Below are 16916 nucleotides of genomic sequence, written 5' to 3' on the forward strand. Positions count from 1 at the left end.
TGCACACGGATCTCTGGGCGGATCACTGCGGATTGCGGGACGCGAGAGCCGGTCCCGTCGGACCCAGGCTAGTGCGCGACGCGCTCACATGAGTCGCCGCGCGTCTGTGACGACGCGCGCGACCCGGCGATCAGTCCTTGCGGTAGCCCGAGCGTCCGAGGGAGAAGAAGGCGCCGACGACGAGGATGGCGGCGCCGATGGTCATGGCGCCGATGAGGCCGGCGAGGACGTGGGACAGGGCGGCGGGATCGATCACGTCATAACGGTAGCCGTTCGTCCGGTAGGATGAGAAACGACCTCGGCGAGGGCGAGCCGCGTACGCGTGCTCAGCCGTTATCGACGCGGGCGAGCCTCGTGGCTCTCCCCACGCGTTGCGCACGAAGCGCCGCTGGGTCGAGAGAATCCCACAGACCACCGCGCGACCGATCGGTCTCGCGCCACGAGGAGAAGACACCATGGCTGAGCACACCACGCTCGACGCATCGGTGCGCACCCAGTTCGGCAAGGGCTTCGCCCGCCGCCTGCGCGCCGCCCACCAGATCCCCGCCGTCCTGTACGGTCACGGCACCGAGCCCGTGCACCTGGCGCTGCCGGGTCACGAGACGCTGCTGCTCGTGCGTCACGCGAACCCGATCGTCGAGCTCTCGTTCGACGGCACCACGCAGCTGGCGCTCGTCAAGGACGTCCAGCGCGACCCGGTGCGCCAGGTCATCGAGCACGTCGACCTCGTCGTGCTGCGCAAGGGCGAGAAGGTCACCGTCGACGTCCCTGTCGCCGTGGAGGGCGAGCCCTTCGCCGGCACGATCGCCAACCTCGACGCCATGACGCTGACGGTCGAGGTCGATGCCACGCGCATCCCCGAGCACCTCGTTGTGAACGTCGAGGGCCTTGAGGACGGCGCGCACATCACGGCCGCCGACGTTCAGCTGCCCACGGGCGCCGAGCTCGTCACCGAGCCGGAGACGCTCGTCGTCGCGGTCTCGACGCCGCAGCTCGACACCACGTCGGACGCCGAGGGCGAGGCCGCCGAGGGCGAGGCCCCCGCCGAGGGCGAGGCCGCCGAGGAGAAGGCCGCCGAGTAATCGGACTGCTTCGGGAAGGGGGACGCGAGCGATCGCGTCCCCCTTCTTCATGCCCGTTCACTGAGAGGATGAGGCCATGGCGGATACCTGGCTGATCGTGGGGCTCGGCAACCCCGGACCCCGATACGAGGCGACCCGGCACAACGTCGGCCAGATGGTGATCGACGAGCTCGCCGCCCGGCGCGGCGAGCCGTTCAAGCAGCACAAGGCGAATGCGCGGGTCGCGGAGACGTGGCTGCGCCCGGGGGCGGCGAAGCTCGTGCTCGCCAAGCCCAACTCGTTCATGAACGTCTCGGGAGGCCCTGCCGCGAACCTCGCACGCTTCTACGGCACGGCGCCCGACCGCGTGATCGTCGTGCACGACGAGCTGGACATCCCGTTCGACACGCTGCGCCTGAAGGCGGGCGGCGGCCACGGCGGACACAACGGCGTGCGCGACGTCGCGAAGGCGCTCGGCACCGCCGACTTCCTGCGCGTGCGGGTGGGGATCGGACGTCCGCCCGGCCGCCAGGACCCTGCGGACTGGGTGCTCGACCCCTTCAGCGCGACAGACCGGCAGACGCTGCCGATCCTGATCTCGGATGCCGCCGACGCGGTCGAGCAGATCGTGGAGGACGGTCTGGTCGCGGCGCAGCAGAGGCACCACGCGCCGAAGGCGTAGCGCGGGCTCAGACCGCGCCGGACCCGGCGATTCCCAGCACGGCGCCGACGAACGCCGCGATGCCCGCGAGGAACGGTCCGACGGCGGAGATGACGATCGCCGCGATGCCGGCGCCGCGGCCGCGGCGCTTGACGACTGCGACGATGCCCTGGATGAGCGCCCAGATGCCGAGAGCACCCGCGACCCACACGGCGATCTCGGCGACGAGCACCATGTCGCGCACCGGGGTGAGGATCTCGAGCCCCGTCCCCGGCACGATCGTCTGCAGGCGCGGCCCCACGCCGGCGCCGATCGCGGCGAGCGCGACGGCGAGGACCACGCTCGCGCCGATCGCCGCCACGAGGGACAGGATGAGCGCGACGGTGCCGAGCGCGGCCGAGGGTCTGGCGGCCGGCGCCTGGAGGGCCTGCGCGAAGCGGGGGTCCTGCGGCGCGACGTACGGGGCGGCGTACCCGCCGGGCGCGGGCGGCTGAGGGACGGACGGCTGGTGCGGTGCGCTCACCGGCTCATCCTACGGACGACCGGTGTCGGTGCCCGCTGGGTAGAATCCTCTGGTGACTGTTCCCGGGATTGTGCGCGCCCTCCAGTCGGCCGAATCGTTCCGGGATGCGCTGTCCGCGTCCGCGGTCGACGCCGATCTGTCGCTCGTCGACGGGCTCGACGCCCCCGCTCTCGCCGCCCTCCTGACGCGTCGCGTGGACGCCGGTCATCCGGCCGTGCTGCTGGCGATCGCCCCCACGGGCCGGCGCGCCGAGACGCTCGCCTCGGCGCTGCAGGCGGTCATGCCGGGTGCGGAGGTGCGTGACTTCCCGTCCTGGGAGACGCTGCCGCACGAGCGCCTGAGCCCGAGCCCCGAGACGGTCGGACGGCGTCTGGCGACGCTCCGCCGCCTCGCGACGTGGGACGGCTCCACGCCGCTGATCATCACGACGTCCGTCCGGTCGGCGATCCAGCCGCTCGCGCGCGGGCTCGGCGACGCGGCGCCGATCCGGCTCGCGGTGGGCGAGCGCGGCGCCGAGCTCGACGACGTGGTGCGTCGTCTTGTCGAGCTGGCGTACGCGCGGGTCGACATGGTGTCGCGCCGCGGCGAGTTCGCGGTGCGCGGCGGCATCCTCGACGTCTTCCCGCCGGTCGCCGACCATCCGTACCGCGTCGAGTTCTTCGGCGACGAGGTCGACCAGATCCGCGCGTTCTCCGTCGCCGACCAGCGCTCGCTCCCGGGCGACGTGCGGGAGGTCGAGCTGGTGCCGAGCCGCGAGCTGCTGCTCACCGACGCGGTGCGCGGCCGCGCGCGCGAGCTGCAGCACGAGTTCCCCGGGATCGCGCAGATGCTCGAGAAGATGGGCCAGGGCATCCCGGTCGAGGGCATGGAGTCGCTGACCCCGGTGGTCGCCGGGCCGCTCGCGTCGGTCGTCGAGTACCTGCCCGAGGGCGCCGCGGTCGCGCTCGTCGACCCGGAGCGCGCGGTCTCGCGCGCGCTCACCCTCGGCGAGACGAACCGCGAGTTCCTCGAGGCCGCCTGGAACGCCGCCACGAGCGGCGCGCGGGCGCCGATCAACCTCGAGGCCGGCGACTTCCTCACGATCTCGCGGCTGCACGACGACGTCCGCGAGCGCGGCGGCGTGTGGTGGACGCTCAGCCCGTTCGACTCCGGCGCCGCGGACATCGCCGCCGAGCTCGACGCGCTCGCCGACGACGACGTGCGGATCGCGCCCGACGCGGGCACCGCCATCCGGATCCGCGGATCCGCCGTGCCGTCGTTCGCGGGCAGCATCGACGGCGCGATCGAGCACGTCGCTGCGCGCCTGGGCGACGGGTGGAGCGTCGTCGTCGCGGCGGGCGGCTCCGGCCTCGTCGAGCGCGCGCGCGACGTGCTGTCCGAGCGCGGGCTCGCGGCCCGCGTCGTGGAGTCGCTGGACGAGGCGCCCGAGGCGGGCGTCGCGACCCTGACGCAGGCATCGGTCGAGCGCGGCTTCGAGGTCGAGGAGGCGAAGCTCGCCGTCCTCACCGAGACCGAGTTCTACGGCCGCACGATCGGCGGCGACACCCGCGTCGTGAAGAAGCTCGCATCGCGTCGGCGCAACGTGGTCGACCCGCTGCAGCTGAAGCCCGGTGACTACGTCGTGCACGCCACGCACGGCATCGGCCGCTTCGTCGAGATGACGAAGCGCCAGGTGTCGAGCGGCGGGCGCAACGCGGTCAAGAGCGAGCGCGACTACCTCGTGCTCGAGTACGCGCCGTCCAAGCGCGGCTACCCGGGCGACAAGCTGTACGTCCCGACGGATCAGCTCGACCTGCTGTCGAAGTACGTCGGCGGCGAGGCTCCGGCCCTGTCGAAGATGGGCGGCAGCGACTGGGCGCAGGCGAAGGGCAAGGCCCGCCGGGCGGTGCGCGACATCGCGGTCGAGCTCGTGAAGCTCTACTCGGCGCGCATGGCCGCCAAGGGTCACGCGTTCGGCCCCGACACCCCGTGGCAGCGCGAGCTCGAGGAGGCCTTCCCGTTCGCGGAGACGCCCGACCAGCTGCAGACGATCGACGAGATCAAGCGCGACATGGAGCGCCCGATCCCGATGGACCGCCTGCTGTCCGGTGACGTCGGCTTCGGCAAGACCGAGGTCGCCGTGCGTGCGGCGTTCAAGGCGATCCAGGACGGCAAGCAGGTCGCGATGCTCGTGCCGACCACGCTGCTCGTCAAACAGCACCTCGAGACGTTCCAGGAGCGGTTCGCGGGCTTCCCCGTCGTCGTGAAGCCGCTGTCGCGCTTCCAGACCGAGAAGGAGGCGCGGCAGACCGTGCAGGGCCTTCTCGACGGCTCCGTCGACATGGTGATCGGCACGCACCGCATCCTGACCGAGCAGGTGAAGTTCAAGGACCTCGGCCTGATGATCGTCGACGAGGAGCAGCGCTTCGGCGTCGAGCACAAGGACCAGCTCAAGAAGCTCAAGACGAACGTCGACATCCTCGCGATGAGCGCGACGCCCATCCCGCGCACGCTCGAGATGGCGGTCACCGGCATCCGCGAGATGTCGACGCTCGCGACCCCGCCCGAGGACCGGCATCCGATCCTGTCGTACGTCGGCCCGCGCAACGACAAGCAGATCGCGGCCGCGATCCGCCGTGAGCTGCTGCGCGAGGGCCAGGTGTTCTACGTGCACAACCGCGTCACGTCGATCAACTCGGTCGCGGCGCATCTCGCCGAGCTCGTGCCGGATGCGCGCATCGCGGTCGCGCACGGCAAGATGGGCGAGCACCAGCTCGAGCAGGTCGTCGACGACTTCTGGGAGCGCAAGTTCGATGTGCTCGTCTGCACGACGATCATCGAGACCGGCATCGACATCGCCAACGCGAACACGATCATCATCGACCGCGCCGACAAGTACGGCCTCGCGCAGCTGCACCAGCTGCGCGGCCGCGTGGGGCGCGGGCGCGAGCGCGCGTACGCGTACTTCGTGTACGACGAGATGAAGCCGCTGTCGGAGACCGCGGCCGACCGCCTGCAGACGATCGCGGTGCACAACGACCTCGGGTCGGGGATCCAGGTCGCGATGAAGGACCTCGAGCTCCGCGGCGCGGGCAACCTGCTGGGTGCCGAGCAGGCGGGTCACATCGCGGGCGTCGGGTTCGACCTGTACCTGCGGATGATCGGCGAGGCCGTCGCGACGTTCCGCGGTGAGGAGACCGAGGGGCCCGTCGAGCTGCGGCTCGAGCTGCCGATCGAGGCGCGCCTGCCCGAGTCGTACATCGACGCGGAGCGCCTGCGCCTCGAGGCCTACCAGAAGCTCTCGGCCGCGGCCGCCGCCACCGCCAAGGACGACGCGATCGACCTCGTGATCGAGGAGCTCACCGACCGCTACGGCACCCCGCCTCCCGAGGTGGACGGCCTCGTCGCCGCGGCGCGGCTGCGCCGCCGCGCGGCGCAGGCGGGCCTCAGCGACGTCGTCGCGATGGGGCGCAACCTCCGCGTCGCGCCGGCGAACCTGCCGGAGTCGATGCGTGTGCGCCTGCAGCGCCTGTATCCGGGCGCCAAGCTGCTGTCGGGAGGCGAGGCCATGGTCGTGCCGCTGCCCACGGCGGGCGGCGAGCCGCTCGCGGATGCGGATCTGCTGGCGTGGGTCGGGCAGCTGCTGGACGCGCTGTTCCCGGCGCCCAAGCCGGCGCCCGTCGAGCAGGACGCCCCGGCCTGACCGGCCGACGGTTGATGGGCGGCGGGCCCGGCGGTTGGATGGGCGCATGGAACCCGACATCGTCGTCACGGACAACGCCGCGCATGCCCGCTACGAGGCGCACCTGACCCCGTCCGAGACCGGCCAGGACGAGCTGGTGGGCGTGCTCGCGTACGAGGACGGCGCCGACGGCGCCCGCACGCTGCTGCACACCGTCGTGTGGCAGGAGCATTCGGGCCACGGGGTCGGCGGCCGCCTCGCGACGCACGCCTTCGAGGACGCCCGCACGCGCGGCACCCGGATCGTGCCGGTGTGCACGTTCATCCAGGCGTGGCTCGAGCGCCACCCGGAGCAGGCGGACATCGTCGTGTGACGGCCCCGGTAGGCTGGCTCTCGGAGTGCCGGGAAGTCTGGTCGGCGGCGGATCATCCGTCTCATCGTTCCCGCCCACCCGAAAGGCGCCCATGACGCACCTCCTCCGATCCGAGAGATTCCCCGCGATCCTGCTGCTGGGAGCAGCGGCCCTCGGCCTGCTCGTCGCCAATCTGCCGTTCGGCGGGTCCGTGATCGACTTCAGCCACGCGCACCTCGCGATCCCCGGCACGCCCATCGACCTGTCGCTCGCGCACTGGGTCTCCGACGGACTGCTCGCGATCTTCTTCTTCGGCGTCGCGGTCGAGCTGCAGTACGAGCTCACGACCGGCGAGCTCTCGACCGTGCGACGGGCGCTGCAGCCCGCGATCGCCGCGGCCGGCGGCGTGATCGTGCCGGTCTTGGTCTACCTCGCGATCGCGGGGCACGACCCCGCCACGCGGGACGGCTGGCCGATCCCGACCGCGACCGACATCGCGTTCGCGCTCGGCGTGCTCGCGGTGTTCGGGCGCGGCCTGCCGTCGCCGGTGCGGATCTTCCTGCTCGCGCTCGCGATCATCGACGACATCGTCGGCATCGTCTTCATCGCGGTCCTGTTCGCGCACGACATGAACCTCGGGCTGCTCGCGATCGGCGTCGTCCTCGTCGTCGTCTTCGCGGTGCTGAGCCGGATCGATCCGGACGGGCGCGGCGCGCGGATCGCGGTCGTCGTCCTCATGATCGTCACGGCGGTCCTGTCGTGGGCGTTCGTGCTGCTGTCGGGCGTGCACGCCACGATCGCGGGTGTGCTGCTGGGGCTCGCGATGCAGCAGAGCCCGGGAATGCGTGCGCGCCACGTGCTCGAGCCCTGGATCAACGGCCTCATCCTGCCGCTGTTCGCGTTCGCCGCCGCGCTCGTGGTGATCCCGCAGGTGTCGCCCAGCCGGCTGTCGCCCGCGCTGTGGGCCATCCTGATCGCGCTGCCCGTGGGGAAGATCGTCGGCATCGCGCTGTTCGGCTGGGTCGGGATGCGCCTGCGTCCGCGGGGCACGGCGCCGACCGTGGCGTTCCCCGACCTGCTCGCGGCGGGCGCGCTCGGCGGCATCGGCTTCACCGTGTCGCTGCTGCTGGCGAACCTCGCGTTCGCCGACAACGCCGTCATCCGCGACCAGGCGATCCTGGGCGTCCTGGGCGGATCGATGATCGCGCTCGTGCTGTGCGCCGTGCTCGTCTCGATGCGGGCGCGCCATCACCGGCGCCTGGCGGCGTCGTCCTCGGCCATCGGGCCGACCGCCCCGTGAACGACGCCGAGAGCCAGGAGGTGCCGATGGCCGATGCGCTGCCCGGAGGAGATCAGCTGAGACGCGCCGTCGAGACGATGCGCGCCGTGCGCGACCGCTGCGTCTGGACCCAGGGGATCGACCACCGGGCGCTCGTCCCGTACCTGATCGAGGAGAGCCACGAGCTCATCGACGCGATCGAGACCGGCGGCGCGACCGAGCTGCGCGAGGAGCTCGGCGACCTGCTGTGGCAGGTGCTGTTCCACGCCGAGATCGCCTCGCGCGCGACCGATGACCCGTTCGACATGGACGACGTCGCCGCGGGCCTGGTCGAGAAGATGGTGCGCCGGCACCCGCACGTGTTCGCGGGTGAGACGGCGGAGACGCCCGAGCGCGTGCTCGAGCTGTGGAACGCGGCGAAGGCGGCGGAGAAGCGCCAGCGCGCGAGCGTGCTGGACGGCGTGGCGCGATCGATGCCCTCGCTGGCGCTCGCGCAGAAGCTGGTGGGCAAGGCGGCGCAGGTCGGCGTCGGTGCGGACGTCGCGCTCGCGGTGCACGACGCGGACGAGATCGGCGCGGTGCCGGAGTCGGAGGAGGAGCTCGGCGACCTGCTGCTCACCCTGACCGCCGCCGCCCGCGCCCGGGGCTGGGACGCCGAGCGCGCCCTGCGCGAGCGCCTGCGCACGCTCGAGGCGGAGATCCGCGACGCCGAGGCCTGACGCCCGCGGCGCGCGTTCCACCGGCGCGAGACCTCACCTGCGGCGCGAGACATCGCCGTGCGGCGAGGTCTCGCGCCGCGCGTGAGGTCTCGCAGGGTAATGGGACAATGGATCCGCTATGGCTTCCGTGAATGCGCCGCGCGGCATGCGCGATTTCCTCCCCGCCGACAAGGCCCGGCGCGAGCGTGTGCTCGCCGTGATCCGCGAGCGCTACCGCGCCCATGGGTTCGACGAGATCGAGACGCCCGTGGTCGAGGAGTACGCCCGCCTGCACGCCGGGATCGGCGGCGACAACGAGAAGCTGGCCTTCAACATCCTGCGCCGCGGTCTGGACGCGGACACGATCCACGCGGCCGCGGACGACCAGGCCGCGCTGACCGACCTCGGGCTGCGCTACGACCTCACGGTGCCGCTCGCGCGCTTCTACGCCACGAACCGCGCCGAGCTGCCCGCGGTGTTCCGCTCGATCCAGATCGCGCCGGTCTGGCGCGCCGAGCGCCCGCAGAAGGGGCGGTACCGCCAGTTCATGCAGTGCGACATCGACATCATCGGCGACGCGTCCGCGCGCGCGGAGGCCGAGCTGATCGTCGCCTCGCTCGACACGCTCGACGCGCTCTCGCTCGAGGGCGCGATCGTGCGGATCAACGACCGCCGCGCGCTCGACGCGATGCTCGACGTGTTCGGCTTCCCGCCGGCGGAGCGCCCGGGCGTGCTCATCACGATCGACAAGCTCGACAAGATCGGCCCGTCCGGGGTCACCGCCGAGCTGCGCGAGCGCGGCGCCACCGCCGAAGCGGTCGACGCGTTCGAGGCGTTCCTCGGCCGGCCGCAGACGCGCGAGCACGCGCCCTACGGCGAATCCCAGATCCGCACCGCGCTGCCCGACGGCGTCCCAGACGACGTCGTCGCCCATCTGGTCGGCATCGGCGAAGCGGTCGCGGCCGCCCGCGGCGACGTGCCGCTGCAGTTCGACCCGTTCCTGGTGCGCGGCATGGGCTACTACACCGGCACGATCTTCGAGCTCGCGCACCCGTCGGTGTCGTACTCGCTCGGCGGCGGCGGTCGCTACGACGGCATGATCGGCCGCTTCCTCGGGCAGGACGTGCCGGCCGTCGGCTTCTCGATCGGCTTCGAGCGCATCGTCGACCTCGTCGCGCTGCGGGATCCGGATGCGGCGGCCGCCGTCGTGCTCGTGCACGACCGCGACGTGCCGGTCTCCGAGCTGCTCGCGCTGAAGGCGCAGCTGATCGCGGAGGGCTCGCGCGTGCGCCTCGAGCGGCGGACCAAGAACCTCAAGGCGCTGCTGGATCGCGCCACGGCCGACGGCTACACGGCGTTCGCGACGGTCGCGGCCGGTGCCGACCGCGCCGACCTCGAGCTCAAGCCGCTGGGCTGACGTCCGCCGCGACGGCGGCGGGTCCCGCCGGCAGGCGGACGCCGCGCGCGCTCAGAAGCCGATCGGCAGGATCGGCTCCAGCGCGTCGGCGGCCCAGCGCACGAGCACCTCGCGCTCGTGCGGCACCAAGGGATCCGGCAGGGCCGTCAGCGGGAACCAGCGCAGGTCGGAGGCCTTGTCCTCCTGCAGCGCCGGCGTCCCCTCCCAGCTGCGGGAGCCGAAGAAGACGTCGATGCGCTCGTCGATCGCGGCCCCGTCGCCGGTGCGGTGCTCGAGCGTGAGGAACTCGAGGTCGTCGACCGAGATGCGCACGCCGAGCTCCTCGGCCGCCTCGCGCACGGCCGCCTGCAGCAGCGACTCGCCCCGGTCGACGTGCCCGGCGGCACCCGCCGCCCAGTGCGCGTCGTAGTAGCCGGTGTCCGAGCGCAGCTGCAGCAGCACCTCGTCCCCGCGTCGGAGCAGGACGTACACGGCCGGGATCACGGCGAACCGTCCGTGCGCCGCGGCGTACTCCTCGCTGTAGCGCTCGCTCACGCCGTCCATCCTGTCAGTCGGGGTCGGACGTCGCGGAACCGGCTCCGCACGCGGTCCAGCGTGCCACTGCGGCGCTCAGTCCGCCGCCCGTGCGCGCTCGCGCCGGAGACGGATCGCGCGAGCGACGAGGCCCACTGCGAGCACCGCGACGCCCGCCGCGACGCTCTGCCAGGGGAGGGAGAACGCGAGCACGACGCAGCCCGCCGCTCCGAGCACCTGCATCCACCGCGGGTACAGCCGCACCGCGTCTGCCTGCCGGAGGGCGGCGAGATTCGCGATCAGGTAGTACAGCAGCACGCCGAAGGACGAGAAGCCGATCGCCCCGCGCAGATCGGCGAACGCCACGACGGCGAGCACGACCGCGCCGACCGCCAGCTCGGCCCGGTGCGGCACCCGGAACCGCGCGTGGATCGCCGACAGGAAGACCGGCAGATCGTGCTCGCGCGCCATCGCGAGACTCGTGCGGCCGATCCCCGCGATGAGCGCGAGCAGGGCGCCGAGCGAGGCGGCCGCTGCGCCGACCTGCACGACGGGAGACGCCCAGTCCCACCCGGCCGCGACCACGGCGTCGGACAGGGGAGCGGACGACGCCGCCGTGCCGTCCGCGCCGAGCGCCCACAGCAGCATGCCGCCGACCGCGGCGTAGAGCGCGAGGGCCACGACGAAGGCGATCGTGATCGCGCGGGGGATCGTCCGGGACGGATCCCTCACCTCCTCGCCCATCGTCGCGATCCGGGCGTAGCCGGCGAACGCGAAGAACAGCAGCCCGGCCGCCTGCAGCAGCCCGACGGTGCCGTGCGGGAGTGCGCCGGCGAAGGCTCCGTCAGCCGCGGCAGGCGCCGTCAGCCCCGCCGCGACGGAGACGGCGAGCGTGAGCAGGGAGGCGGCGACGATGACCTTCGCCGCCAGCGCCGTGCGGGTGACGCCCAGCAGGTTCACTCCGACGAGGGCGGCGACCGCGGTGATCGCGACGGGACGCTCCCACCCGGGCGGTGCCGCGTAGGCGGCGAAGGTCATCGCCATCGCCGCGCAGCTGGCGATCTTGCCGATCACGAAGCACCACCCGGCCGCGAACCCCCACCAGGCGCCGAGTTCGGCACGCCCGTAGGCATAGGTCCCACCCGCGACGGAGTGCACGGCCGCGAGCTGAGCCGACGCGGTCGCGTTGCAGTACGCGACGACCGCGGCGATGCCCAGCCCGGCGAGCAGCCACGAGCCGGCCGCCTGCGCCGCCGGGGCGAACGCGGAGAACACCCCCGCGCCGATCATCGCCCCGAGGCCGATGGCCACCGCGTCGGCCAGTCCGAGTCGTCGGGCGAGGGCCGGAGGCGTCGTCATGCGCCGGAGTATAGGTGGCGCGGATGACACGGACGGGCCCGTGCGGTGACGAGCGACGGCGGTCGGAAACCGCGCGGACGGGCGCGTCAGGGGCACTGCTCGCGCGCGCAGGAGTAGAACAGTCCCGGCGGGGGCGATCGATGCTCCCCCGAGAAGGGAGCGCCGATGTCGTCGTCGGGCACACAGGCCAAGGAAGTGAAGTCGCTCGTCCCCGCTCGCATGGACCGGCTGCCGTGGGCGCGGTTCCACTGGATGATCGTCGTCGGGCTCGGCTTCTCCTGGATCCTGGACGGCCTCGAGGTGCAGATCGTCGCCGCCAACGGCTACGCCGCCACGCTCGGCATGGGGCCCGCGGAGGTCGGGCTCGCGGGCACGTTCTACCTGCTCGGGCAGGTCTTCGGCGCGCTGTTCTTCGGGCGCCTCACCGATCGGCTCGGCCGCAAGAAGCTGTTCATCCTCTCGCTCGCGGTCTACCTCATCGGCAGCGCCGTGGCGGGACTGGCCTTCGCGCCGTGGTTCTTCTACATCTGGCGGTTCGTCGCCGGTGCTGGGATCGGCGGCGAGTATGCCGCGATCAACTCCGCGATCGACGAGATCATCCCCTCGAAGTACCGGGGTCGCGTCGACATTGCGATCAACGGCACGTACTGGGGCGGCGCGGCGCTCGGTGCGTTCGCCAACGTGTTCTTCCTGAACACCGACATCCTCCCGCAGGACATCGGCTGGCGGCTCAGCTTCTTCCTCGGACCGGTGCTGGGCCTGCTGATCATCTGGCTGCGCCGGCACATCCCTGAGAGCCCGCGCTGGCAGATGACGCACGGACGCGAGGACGAGGCCGAGCGCAACGTCGACGGCATCGAGGAGCGCATCCGCCAGGAGGGCAAGGAGATCCCGGCGGTCGACGAGTCGAAGGCCATCACCGTCAAGGAGTACGGACGGGTGCCCTTCCTCGTCATCGCGAAGGTGCTGTTCCGGCAGTATCCGCGCCGCACGCTCGTCGGCATCACGATGATGGTGACGCAGTCGTTCCTGTACAACGCGATCTTCTTCACCTACGCGCTCGTGCTGGAGAACTTCTACGACACGCCGCCGGCCGACGCGTCCCAGTACTTCATCGTGTTCGCGGTCGGCAACCTCGCCGGAGCGCTCCTGCTGGGGCACTTCTTCGACACGTGGGGGCGCCGGCGGATGCTGTTCGCCACGTACGTCCTCGCGGGCGCCATCCTGCTCGTGAGCGCGTTCCTGTTCAACGCGGGCGTGCTGTCGGCCGCGACGCACACGGCGTTCTGGTGCGCATCGTTCTTCTTCGCCTCGGCGGGAGCGTCGGCCGCGTACCTCACCGTGAGCGAGATCTTCCCGCTCGAGCTGCGCAGCCAGGTGATCTCCTACGTCTTCTCGATCGGGCAGCTCGTGGGCGCGATCGCTCCGTCGCTGTACGGCGCGCTGATCGGCGAGAGCGCCGAGACCGGCGACCGCGGCCCGCTGTTCTGGGGATACGTCCTCGGCTCGGTGATCATGATGGTGGGAGGCGTCGTCTGCGGCATCTTCGGCGTGAGTGCAGCCGGCAGGTCGCTGGAGGACATCGCCGATCCGCTGTCGCTGGTCTCCTCCGCCGAGGCGGAATCCGCGCCCGGTGAAGACGCCGGGCGAGACGAGCAGGCGCGCCTCGGATCCGGCCGGGGCCCCACCTCCTGAGTGCCGGACGGAGCCGAAGGAGTGCCATGAACGCCGAAGGACACGAGCAGTCGATGACCGAAGCAGAGCTCCGGACCGCGACCGCGCCGACGTCGACGCGCGTGCCGTGGGCAGCGGTGGCGGTGTTCGTGGCGATCGCCTTCGGGCTCGCGTGGCTCGTCGCGCTCCCCCTGTGGCTCGGCGACGGCCTCGCCTCGCCCTTCGCGGGCGTGATCCTCCAGACCATGATGTTCGCGCCCGCCGTCGCGACTGTCGTCGTGACCTTCGCGCTGCGCAGGCCCCCGCGGGGGCAGCGCCTGAGGGCGCTCGGCATGTGGCCGCTGAAGCCGGTCGGACGCACGGTGGGATTCACGGTCGCGGCGATCTTCGTGCCGCCCCTGATCATCGCGGCCGCGGTCGTGGTCTCCGCCGCGCTCGGTCTCGTGCGGCTCGACCTGGAGGGTTTCTCCGGCCTGGCGAGTCAGCTGGAGCAGGCCGGCATGGACACGGCAGGGATCCCGATCGCCGCGATCGCGATCAGCCAGCTGGTGTCGATCCCGATCGGCGCCGTGATCAACGCGATCTTCGCGTTCGGCGAGGAACTGGGATGGCGCGGCTGGCTCCTGCACGCCCTGCGCCCGCTCGGGACGTGGCCCGCCCTGCTCGCGAGCGGTGCGCTCTGGGGGCTGTGGCACGCGCCGGTCATCCTGCTCGGCTACAACTTCTCCCGTCCCGACCTCCTCGGCGTGCTGCTCATGGTGGGCGGATGCGTCGCATGGGGCGTGCTGTTCGGCTGGAGCAGGCTGCGCACGGGCAGCGTCTGGCCGGCCGTGTTCGCCCACGGCGCGATCAACGCCGCCGCCGGCCTGCTGATCGTGTTCGCCGCCGCGGGTCAGCCCCTCGATGCCGCGATCGTCGGTCCTCTCGGGCTCGTCGTGTGGGGCGTGCTCGCGGTGGTGGTCGTGATCCTGCTTCTCACCGGGCAGTTCCGCCGCGACGTCCTCGCGCGCGCAGCCGCGGCGTGACGCCCGTTCCGCAAGGGGCGCCCCCGGCGCCGCCCCTTGACGGGCGTGCGCGCGCCCCGGTGGGATGACGGCATGGAACCGACTCCCGAGAACTGGGCCGCCGCCGACCGCTGGCTCTCCGACCTGCTCGTGGGGCATGACCCCGCGCTCGAGGAAGGACTCGCCGCACAGCAGGAGGCCGGGCTCCCGGCGATCGAGGTCGCTCCCGTCGCGGGCAAGATGCTGCATCTGCTGACCAGGATCAGCGGCGCCCGCCGGGTGCTCGAGATCGGCACGCTCGGCGGCTACTCGACGACCTGGCTGGCCCGCGCCCTGCCCGACGACGGGCGCGTCGTCACGATCGAGGCCGAGCCCGCGAACGCCGAGGTCGCGCGGGCGAACCTGGAGCGCGCCGGGATCGTCGAGCGGGTGGAAATCCGGATCGGCCGCGGCGCCGACGTGCTGCCGACGCTCGAGGGCCCGTTCGACCTGGTGTTCATCGACGCCGACAAGGAGTCGAACACCACGTACCTCGACTGGGCCGCGCGACTCGGGCGGCCGGGGACGGTCGTCGTGCTCGACAACATCGGCCGCGACGGCGAGATCGTGCGCGACGACTCGCAGGATCCGAAGGTGCGCGGCACGCGGGACGCGCTGGAGATGCTCGGATCCGATCCGCGATTCGACGCGACCGCGCTGCAGACGGTGGGCGTCAAGGGCTGGGACGGGGTGGCGATCGCCGTGGTCAGGGCGCAGGAGGACCCGGACGACATCGCGTCCTGAGCGCGCCGCGGGGGAGTCATAGACTGGCCGCGGGGGCGTGCGGGCCCCGCACCCTCCACTGAAGCGTCCACCGAGAGGAAGTCATTCCGTGGCACTGATCGAAGCTGTAGGCGCGCGCGAGATCCTGGATTCGCGCGGCAACCCGACCGTCGAGGTGGAGGTGCTCCTCGACGACGGCATCGTGCAGCGTGCTGCCGTCCCGTCGGGAGCGTCCACGGGCGCGTTCGAGGCGTACGAGCTGCGCGACGGCGACAAGGGCCGTTACGCCGGCAAGGGCGTGCAGAAGGCCGTCGACGCGGTCATCGACGAGCTCGGCCCGGCGATCGAGGGGCTGGACGCGAGCGACCAGCGCGTGATCGACCAGGCGCTCATCGACGCCGACGGCACGCCGAACAAGCAGCGCACGGGCGCCAACGCGATCCTCGGCATCAGCCTGGCGGTGGCCAAGGCCGCGGCCGACAGCGCCGACCTGCCGCTGTTCCGCTACGTCGGCGGCCCGAACGCCCACGTGCTTCCGGTGCCCGCGCTCAACGTCATCAACGGCGGCGCGCACGCCGACACGGGCGTCGACATGCAGGAGTTCTTCCTCGTGCCGCTGGGCGCCGAGTCGTTCAGCGAGGCGCTGCGCTGGGGCACTGAGACGTACCACGTGCTCAAGAGCGAGCTGAAGTCCGGCGGCTACGCCACGGGCCTGGGCGACGAGGGCGGCTTCGCGCCCGATCTGCCGAGCAACCGCGAGGCGCTCGACTTCCTCATGAAGGCGATCGAGAAGGCCGGGTACAAGCCCGGCACCGACATCGCCGTGGGCCTGGATGTCGCGGCCACCGAGTTCTTCGAGAACGGCGTGTACCGCTTCGAGGGCAAGGAGTGGTCGAGCGAGCAGCTGACGGGCTACTACGAGGAGCTCCTGGCGAACTTCCCGCTCGTCACGATCGAGGACGCGCTCGCCGAGGACGACTGGGACGGCTGGAGAGCCCTGACCGACCGCATCGGCTCGAAGGTGCAGCTGGTCGGCGACGACCTGTTCGTCACCAACCCGGAGCGCCTTGCCGACGGTATCAAGCGCGGCGTCGCGAACTCGCTGCTGTGCAAGGTGAACCAGATCGGATCGCTCACCGAGACGCTCGACGCCGTCGCGCTGGCCCAGAACTCGGGCTACACCGTGATGATGTCGCACCGCTCGGGCGAGACGGAGGACACCACGATCGCCGACCTCGCGGTCGCGGTCAACGCAGGCCAGATCAAGTCGGGCGCGCCTGCTCGCAGCGACCGGGTGGCGAAATACAATCAGCTTCTGCGCATCGAGGAGGAGCTCGGCTCCGCCGCCGTGTTCGCGGGCCGCAGCGCCTACCCGCGATTCACCGCGTAAGCATTGACGACGACGAAGGGGGAGCCGTGAGCAGGAAGACGGCTCCCCCTTCCGCGTCCCGGCGCCTCCCGCGCCGCGCGACGGACGCCCGGGAATGGCTCGGCGGGATCCGGTTCTCGGGGTTCACGGCCATCATGCTGGGCCTCGTGGTGCTCGGCGTCGCCGTGCTCTCGCCGACCGTCGCCACCTACGTGGAGCAGCGTCAGAAGATCGCCGCGATGCAGGAGTCCGTGCAGGTCACGAAGGACGAGATCGCGGCGCTCGAGCGCGAGAGGGAGCGCTGGAAGGATCCGGCGTACATCACCACGCAGGCGCGCGAGCGGCTCTACTACGTCAAGCCCGGAGAGGTGCGCTTCCTCGTGATCGACGACCTCGAGGCGACGCAGACGCCGCAGGATCCGGAGCCCGTCAGCGCGGAGGTCGAGGAGAAGTCCTCCGACTGGACAGGCAGCCTGCTGCGATCGATCGTGGGCGCGGGCACGGCCGAGACCGCCATGGAGATCACGATCGGCGTGCCCGACGACCCCGCCGTCACCGAGACGCCGGCACCCTGACCCCGCTT

16 protein-coding genes are annotated in these 16916 nt (G+C 71.9%); 12 read left to right on the plus strand and 4 right to left on the minus strand.

The window, feature by feature from the left end; genetic code table 11:
* Nucleotides 1-130: 130 nt before the first annotated feature.
* Nucleotides 131-256: a hypothetical protein gene (locus tag BJP60_RS15405; protein WP_257793736.1), complete on the minus strand. Its 126-nt coding sequence runs from the start codon at nucleotides 254-256 to the stop codon at nucleotides 131-133.
* A gap of 199 nt (nucleotides 257-455) precedes the next feature.
* Between BJP60_RS15405 and BJP60_RS04900 the strand changes: the two genes are divergently transcribed.
* Both BJP60_RS04900 and pth read left to right on the plus strand, forming a co-directional pair.
* Nucleotides 456-1082, plus strand: a complete 627-nt coding sequence (locus tag BJP60_RS04900) for a 50S ribosomal protein L25/general stress protein Ctc (protein ID WP_203137932.1) — start codon at nucleotides 456-458, stop codon at nucleotides 1080-1082.
* Between the two features lie 76 nt (nucleotides 1083-1158).
* A complete protein-coding gene (pth, locus tag BJP60_RS04905; protein WP_203137933.1) occupies nucleotides 1159-1743 on the plus strand; it encodes an aminoacyl-tRNA hydrolase in 585 nt (194 codons plus the stop codon).
* A gap of 7 nt (nucleotides 1744-1750) precedes the next feature.
* On the opposite strand, the gene BJP60_RS04910 is transcribed toward pth, so the two are convergent.
* Nucleotides 1751-2245, minus strand: coding sequence for a hypothetical protein (locus tag BJP60_RS04910; protein WP_203137934.1), 495 nt, complete (start codon nucleotides 2243-2245; stop codon nucleotides 1751-1753).
* A 52-nt stretch (nucleotides 2246-2297) separates the two neighbouring features.
* Between BJP60_RS04910 and mfd the strand changes: the two genes are divergently transcribed.
* The 5 genes from mfd to hisS all read left to right on the plus strand — a co-directional run bounded on the left by mfd (nucleotide 2298) and on the right by hisS (nucleotide 9652).
* Entirely contained in the window at nucleotides 2298-5927 is a 3630-nt protein-coding gene (mfd, locus tag BJP60_RS04915) for a transcription-repair coupling factor (protein ID WP_203137946.1), read from the plus strand.
* A 46-nt stretch (nucleotides 5928-5973) separates the two neighbouring features.
* Nucleotides 5974-6279, plus strand: coding sequence for a GNAT family N-acetyltransferase (locus BJP60_RS04920; protein WP_203137948.1), 306 nt, complete (start codon nucleotides 5974-5976; stop codon nucleotides 6277-6279).
* Between the two features lie 91 nt (nucleotides 6280-6370).
* A complete protein-coding gene (gene nhaA / locus BJP60_RS04925) occupies nucleotides 6371-7558 on the plus strand; it encodes a Na+/H+ antiporter NhaA (protein WP_203137949.1) in 1188 nt (395 codons plus the stop codon).
* Nucleotides 7559-7584: 26 nt separating this feature from the next.
* The gene (locus BJP60_RS04930; RefSeq protein ID WP_203137950.1) at nucleotides 7585-8256 is read left to right on the plus strand and encodes a MazG family protein; all 672 of its coding nucleotides are present in this window, start codon (nucleotides 7585-7587) and stop codon (nucleotides 8254-8256) included.
* 118 nt (nucleotides 8257-8374) lie between these two features.
* Complete coding sequence (gene hisS / locus BJP60_RS04935; RefSeq protein ID WP_203137951.1) at nucleotides 8375-9652, plus strand: histidine--tRNA ligase; 1278 nt, start codon at nucleotides 8375-8377, stop codon at nucleotides 9650-9652.
* 51 nt (nucleotides 9653-9703) lie between these two features.
* Here hisS and BJP60_RS04940 read toward each other — a convergent pair whose 3' ends face one another.
* Both BJP60_RS04940 and BJP60_RS04945 read right to left on the minus strand, forming a co-directional pair.
* Nucleotides 9704-10186, minus strand: a complete 483-nt coding sequence (locus tag BJP60_RS04940; protein WP_442923404.1) for an NUDIX domain-containing protein — start codon at nucleotides 10184-10186, stop codon at nucleotides 9704-9706.
* 75 nt (nucleotides 10187-10261) lie between these two features.
* Nucleotides 10262-11524, minus strand: a complete 1263-nt coding sequence (locus tag BJP60_RS04945; protein ID WP_203137953.1) for an APC family permease — start codon at nucleotides 11522-11524, stop codon at nucleotides 10262-10264.
* Nucleotides 11525-11689: 165 nt separating this feature from the next.
* Between BJP60_RS04945 and BJP60_RS04950 the strand changes: the two genes are divergently transcribed.
* The 5 genes from BJP60_RS04950 (at nucleotide 11690) to BJP60_RS04970 (ending at nucleotide 16908) form a co-directional block, all read left to right on the plus strand.
* Nucleotides 11690-13219, plus strand: coding sequence for an MFS transporter (locus BJP60_RS04950; RefSeq protein ID WP_238439563.1), 1530 nt, complete (start codon nucleotides 11690-11692; stop codon nucleotides 13217-13219).
* A gap of 26 nt (nucleotides 13220-13245) precedes the next feature.
* Entirely contained in the window at nucleotides 13246-14223 is a 978-nt protein-coding gene (locus tag BJP60_RS04955) for a CPBP family intramembrane glutamic endopeptidase (protein WP_238439564.1), read from the plus strand.
* 72 nt (nucleotides 14224-14295) lie between these two features.
* Complete coding sequence (locus BJP60_RS04960) at nucleotides 14296-14985, plus strand: O-methyltransferase (protein WP_203137954.1); 690 nt, start codon at nucleotides 14296-14298, stop codon at nucleotides 14983-14985.
* A gap of 88 nt (nucleotides 14986-15073) precedes the next feature.
* A complete protein-coding gene (gene eno, locus BJP60_RS04965) occupies nucleotides 15074-16354 on the plus strand; it encodes a phosphopyruvate hydratase (protein WP_203137956.1) in 1281 nt (426 codons plus the stop codon).
* Between the two features lie 26 nt (nucleotides 16355-16380).
* Complete coding sequence (locus BJP60_RS04970) at nucleotides 16381-16908, plus strand: FtsB family cell division protein (RefSeq protein ID WP_238439565.1); 528 nt, start codon at nucleotides 16381-16383, stop codon at nucleotides 16906-16908.
* Nucleotides 16909-16916: the final 8 nt, after the last annotated feature.

This window comes from Microbacterium sp. JZ31 (assembly GCF_016805985.1).
GTDB lineage: Bacteria > Actinomycetota > Actinomycetes > Actinomycetales > Microbacteriaceae > Microbacterium.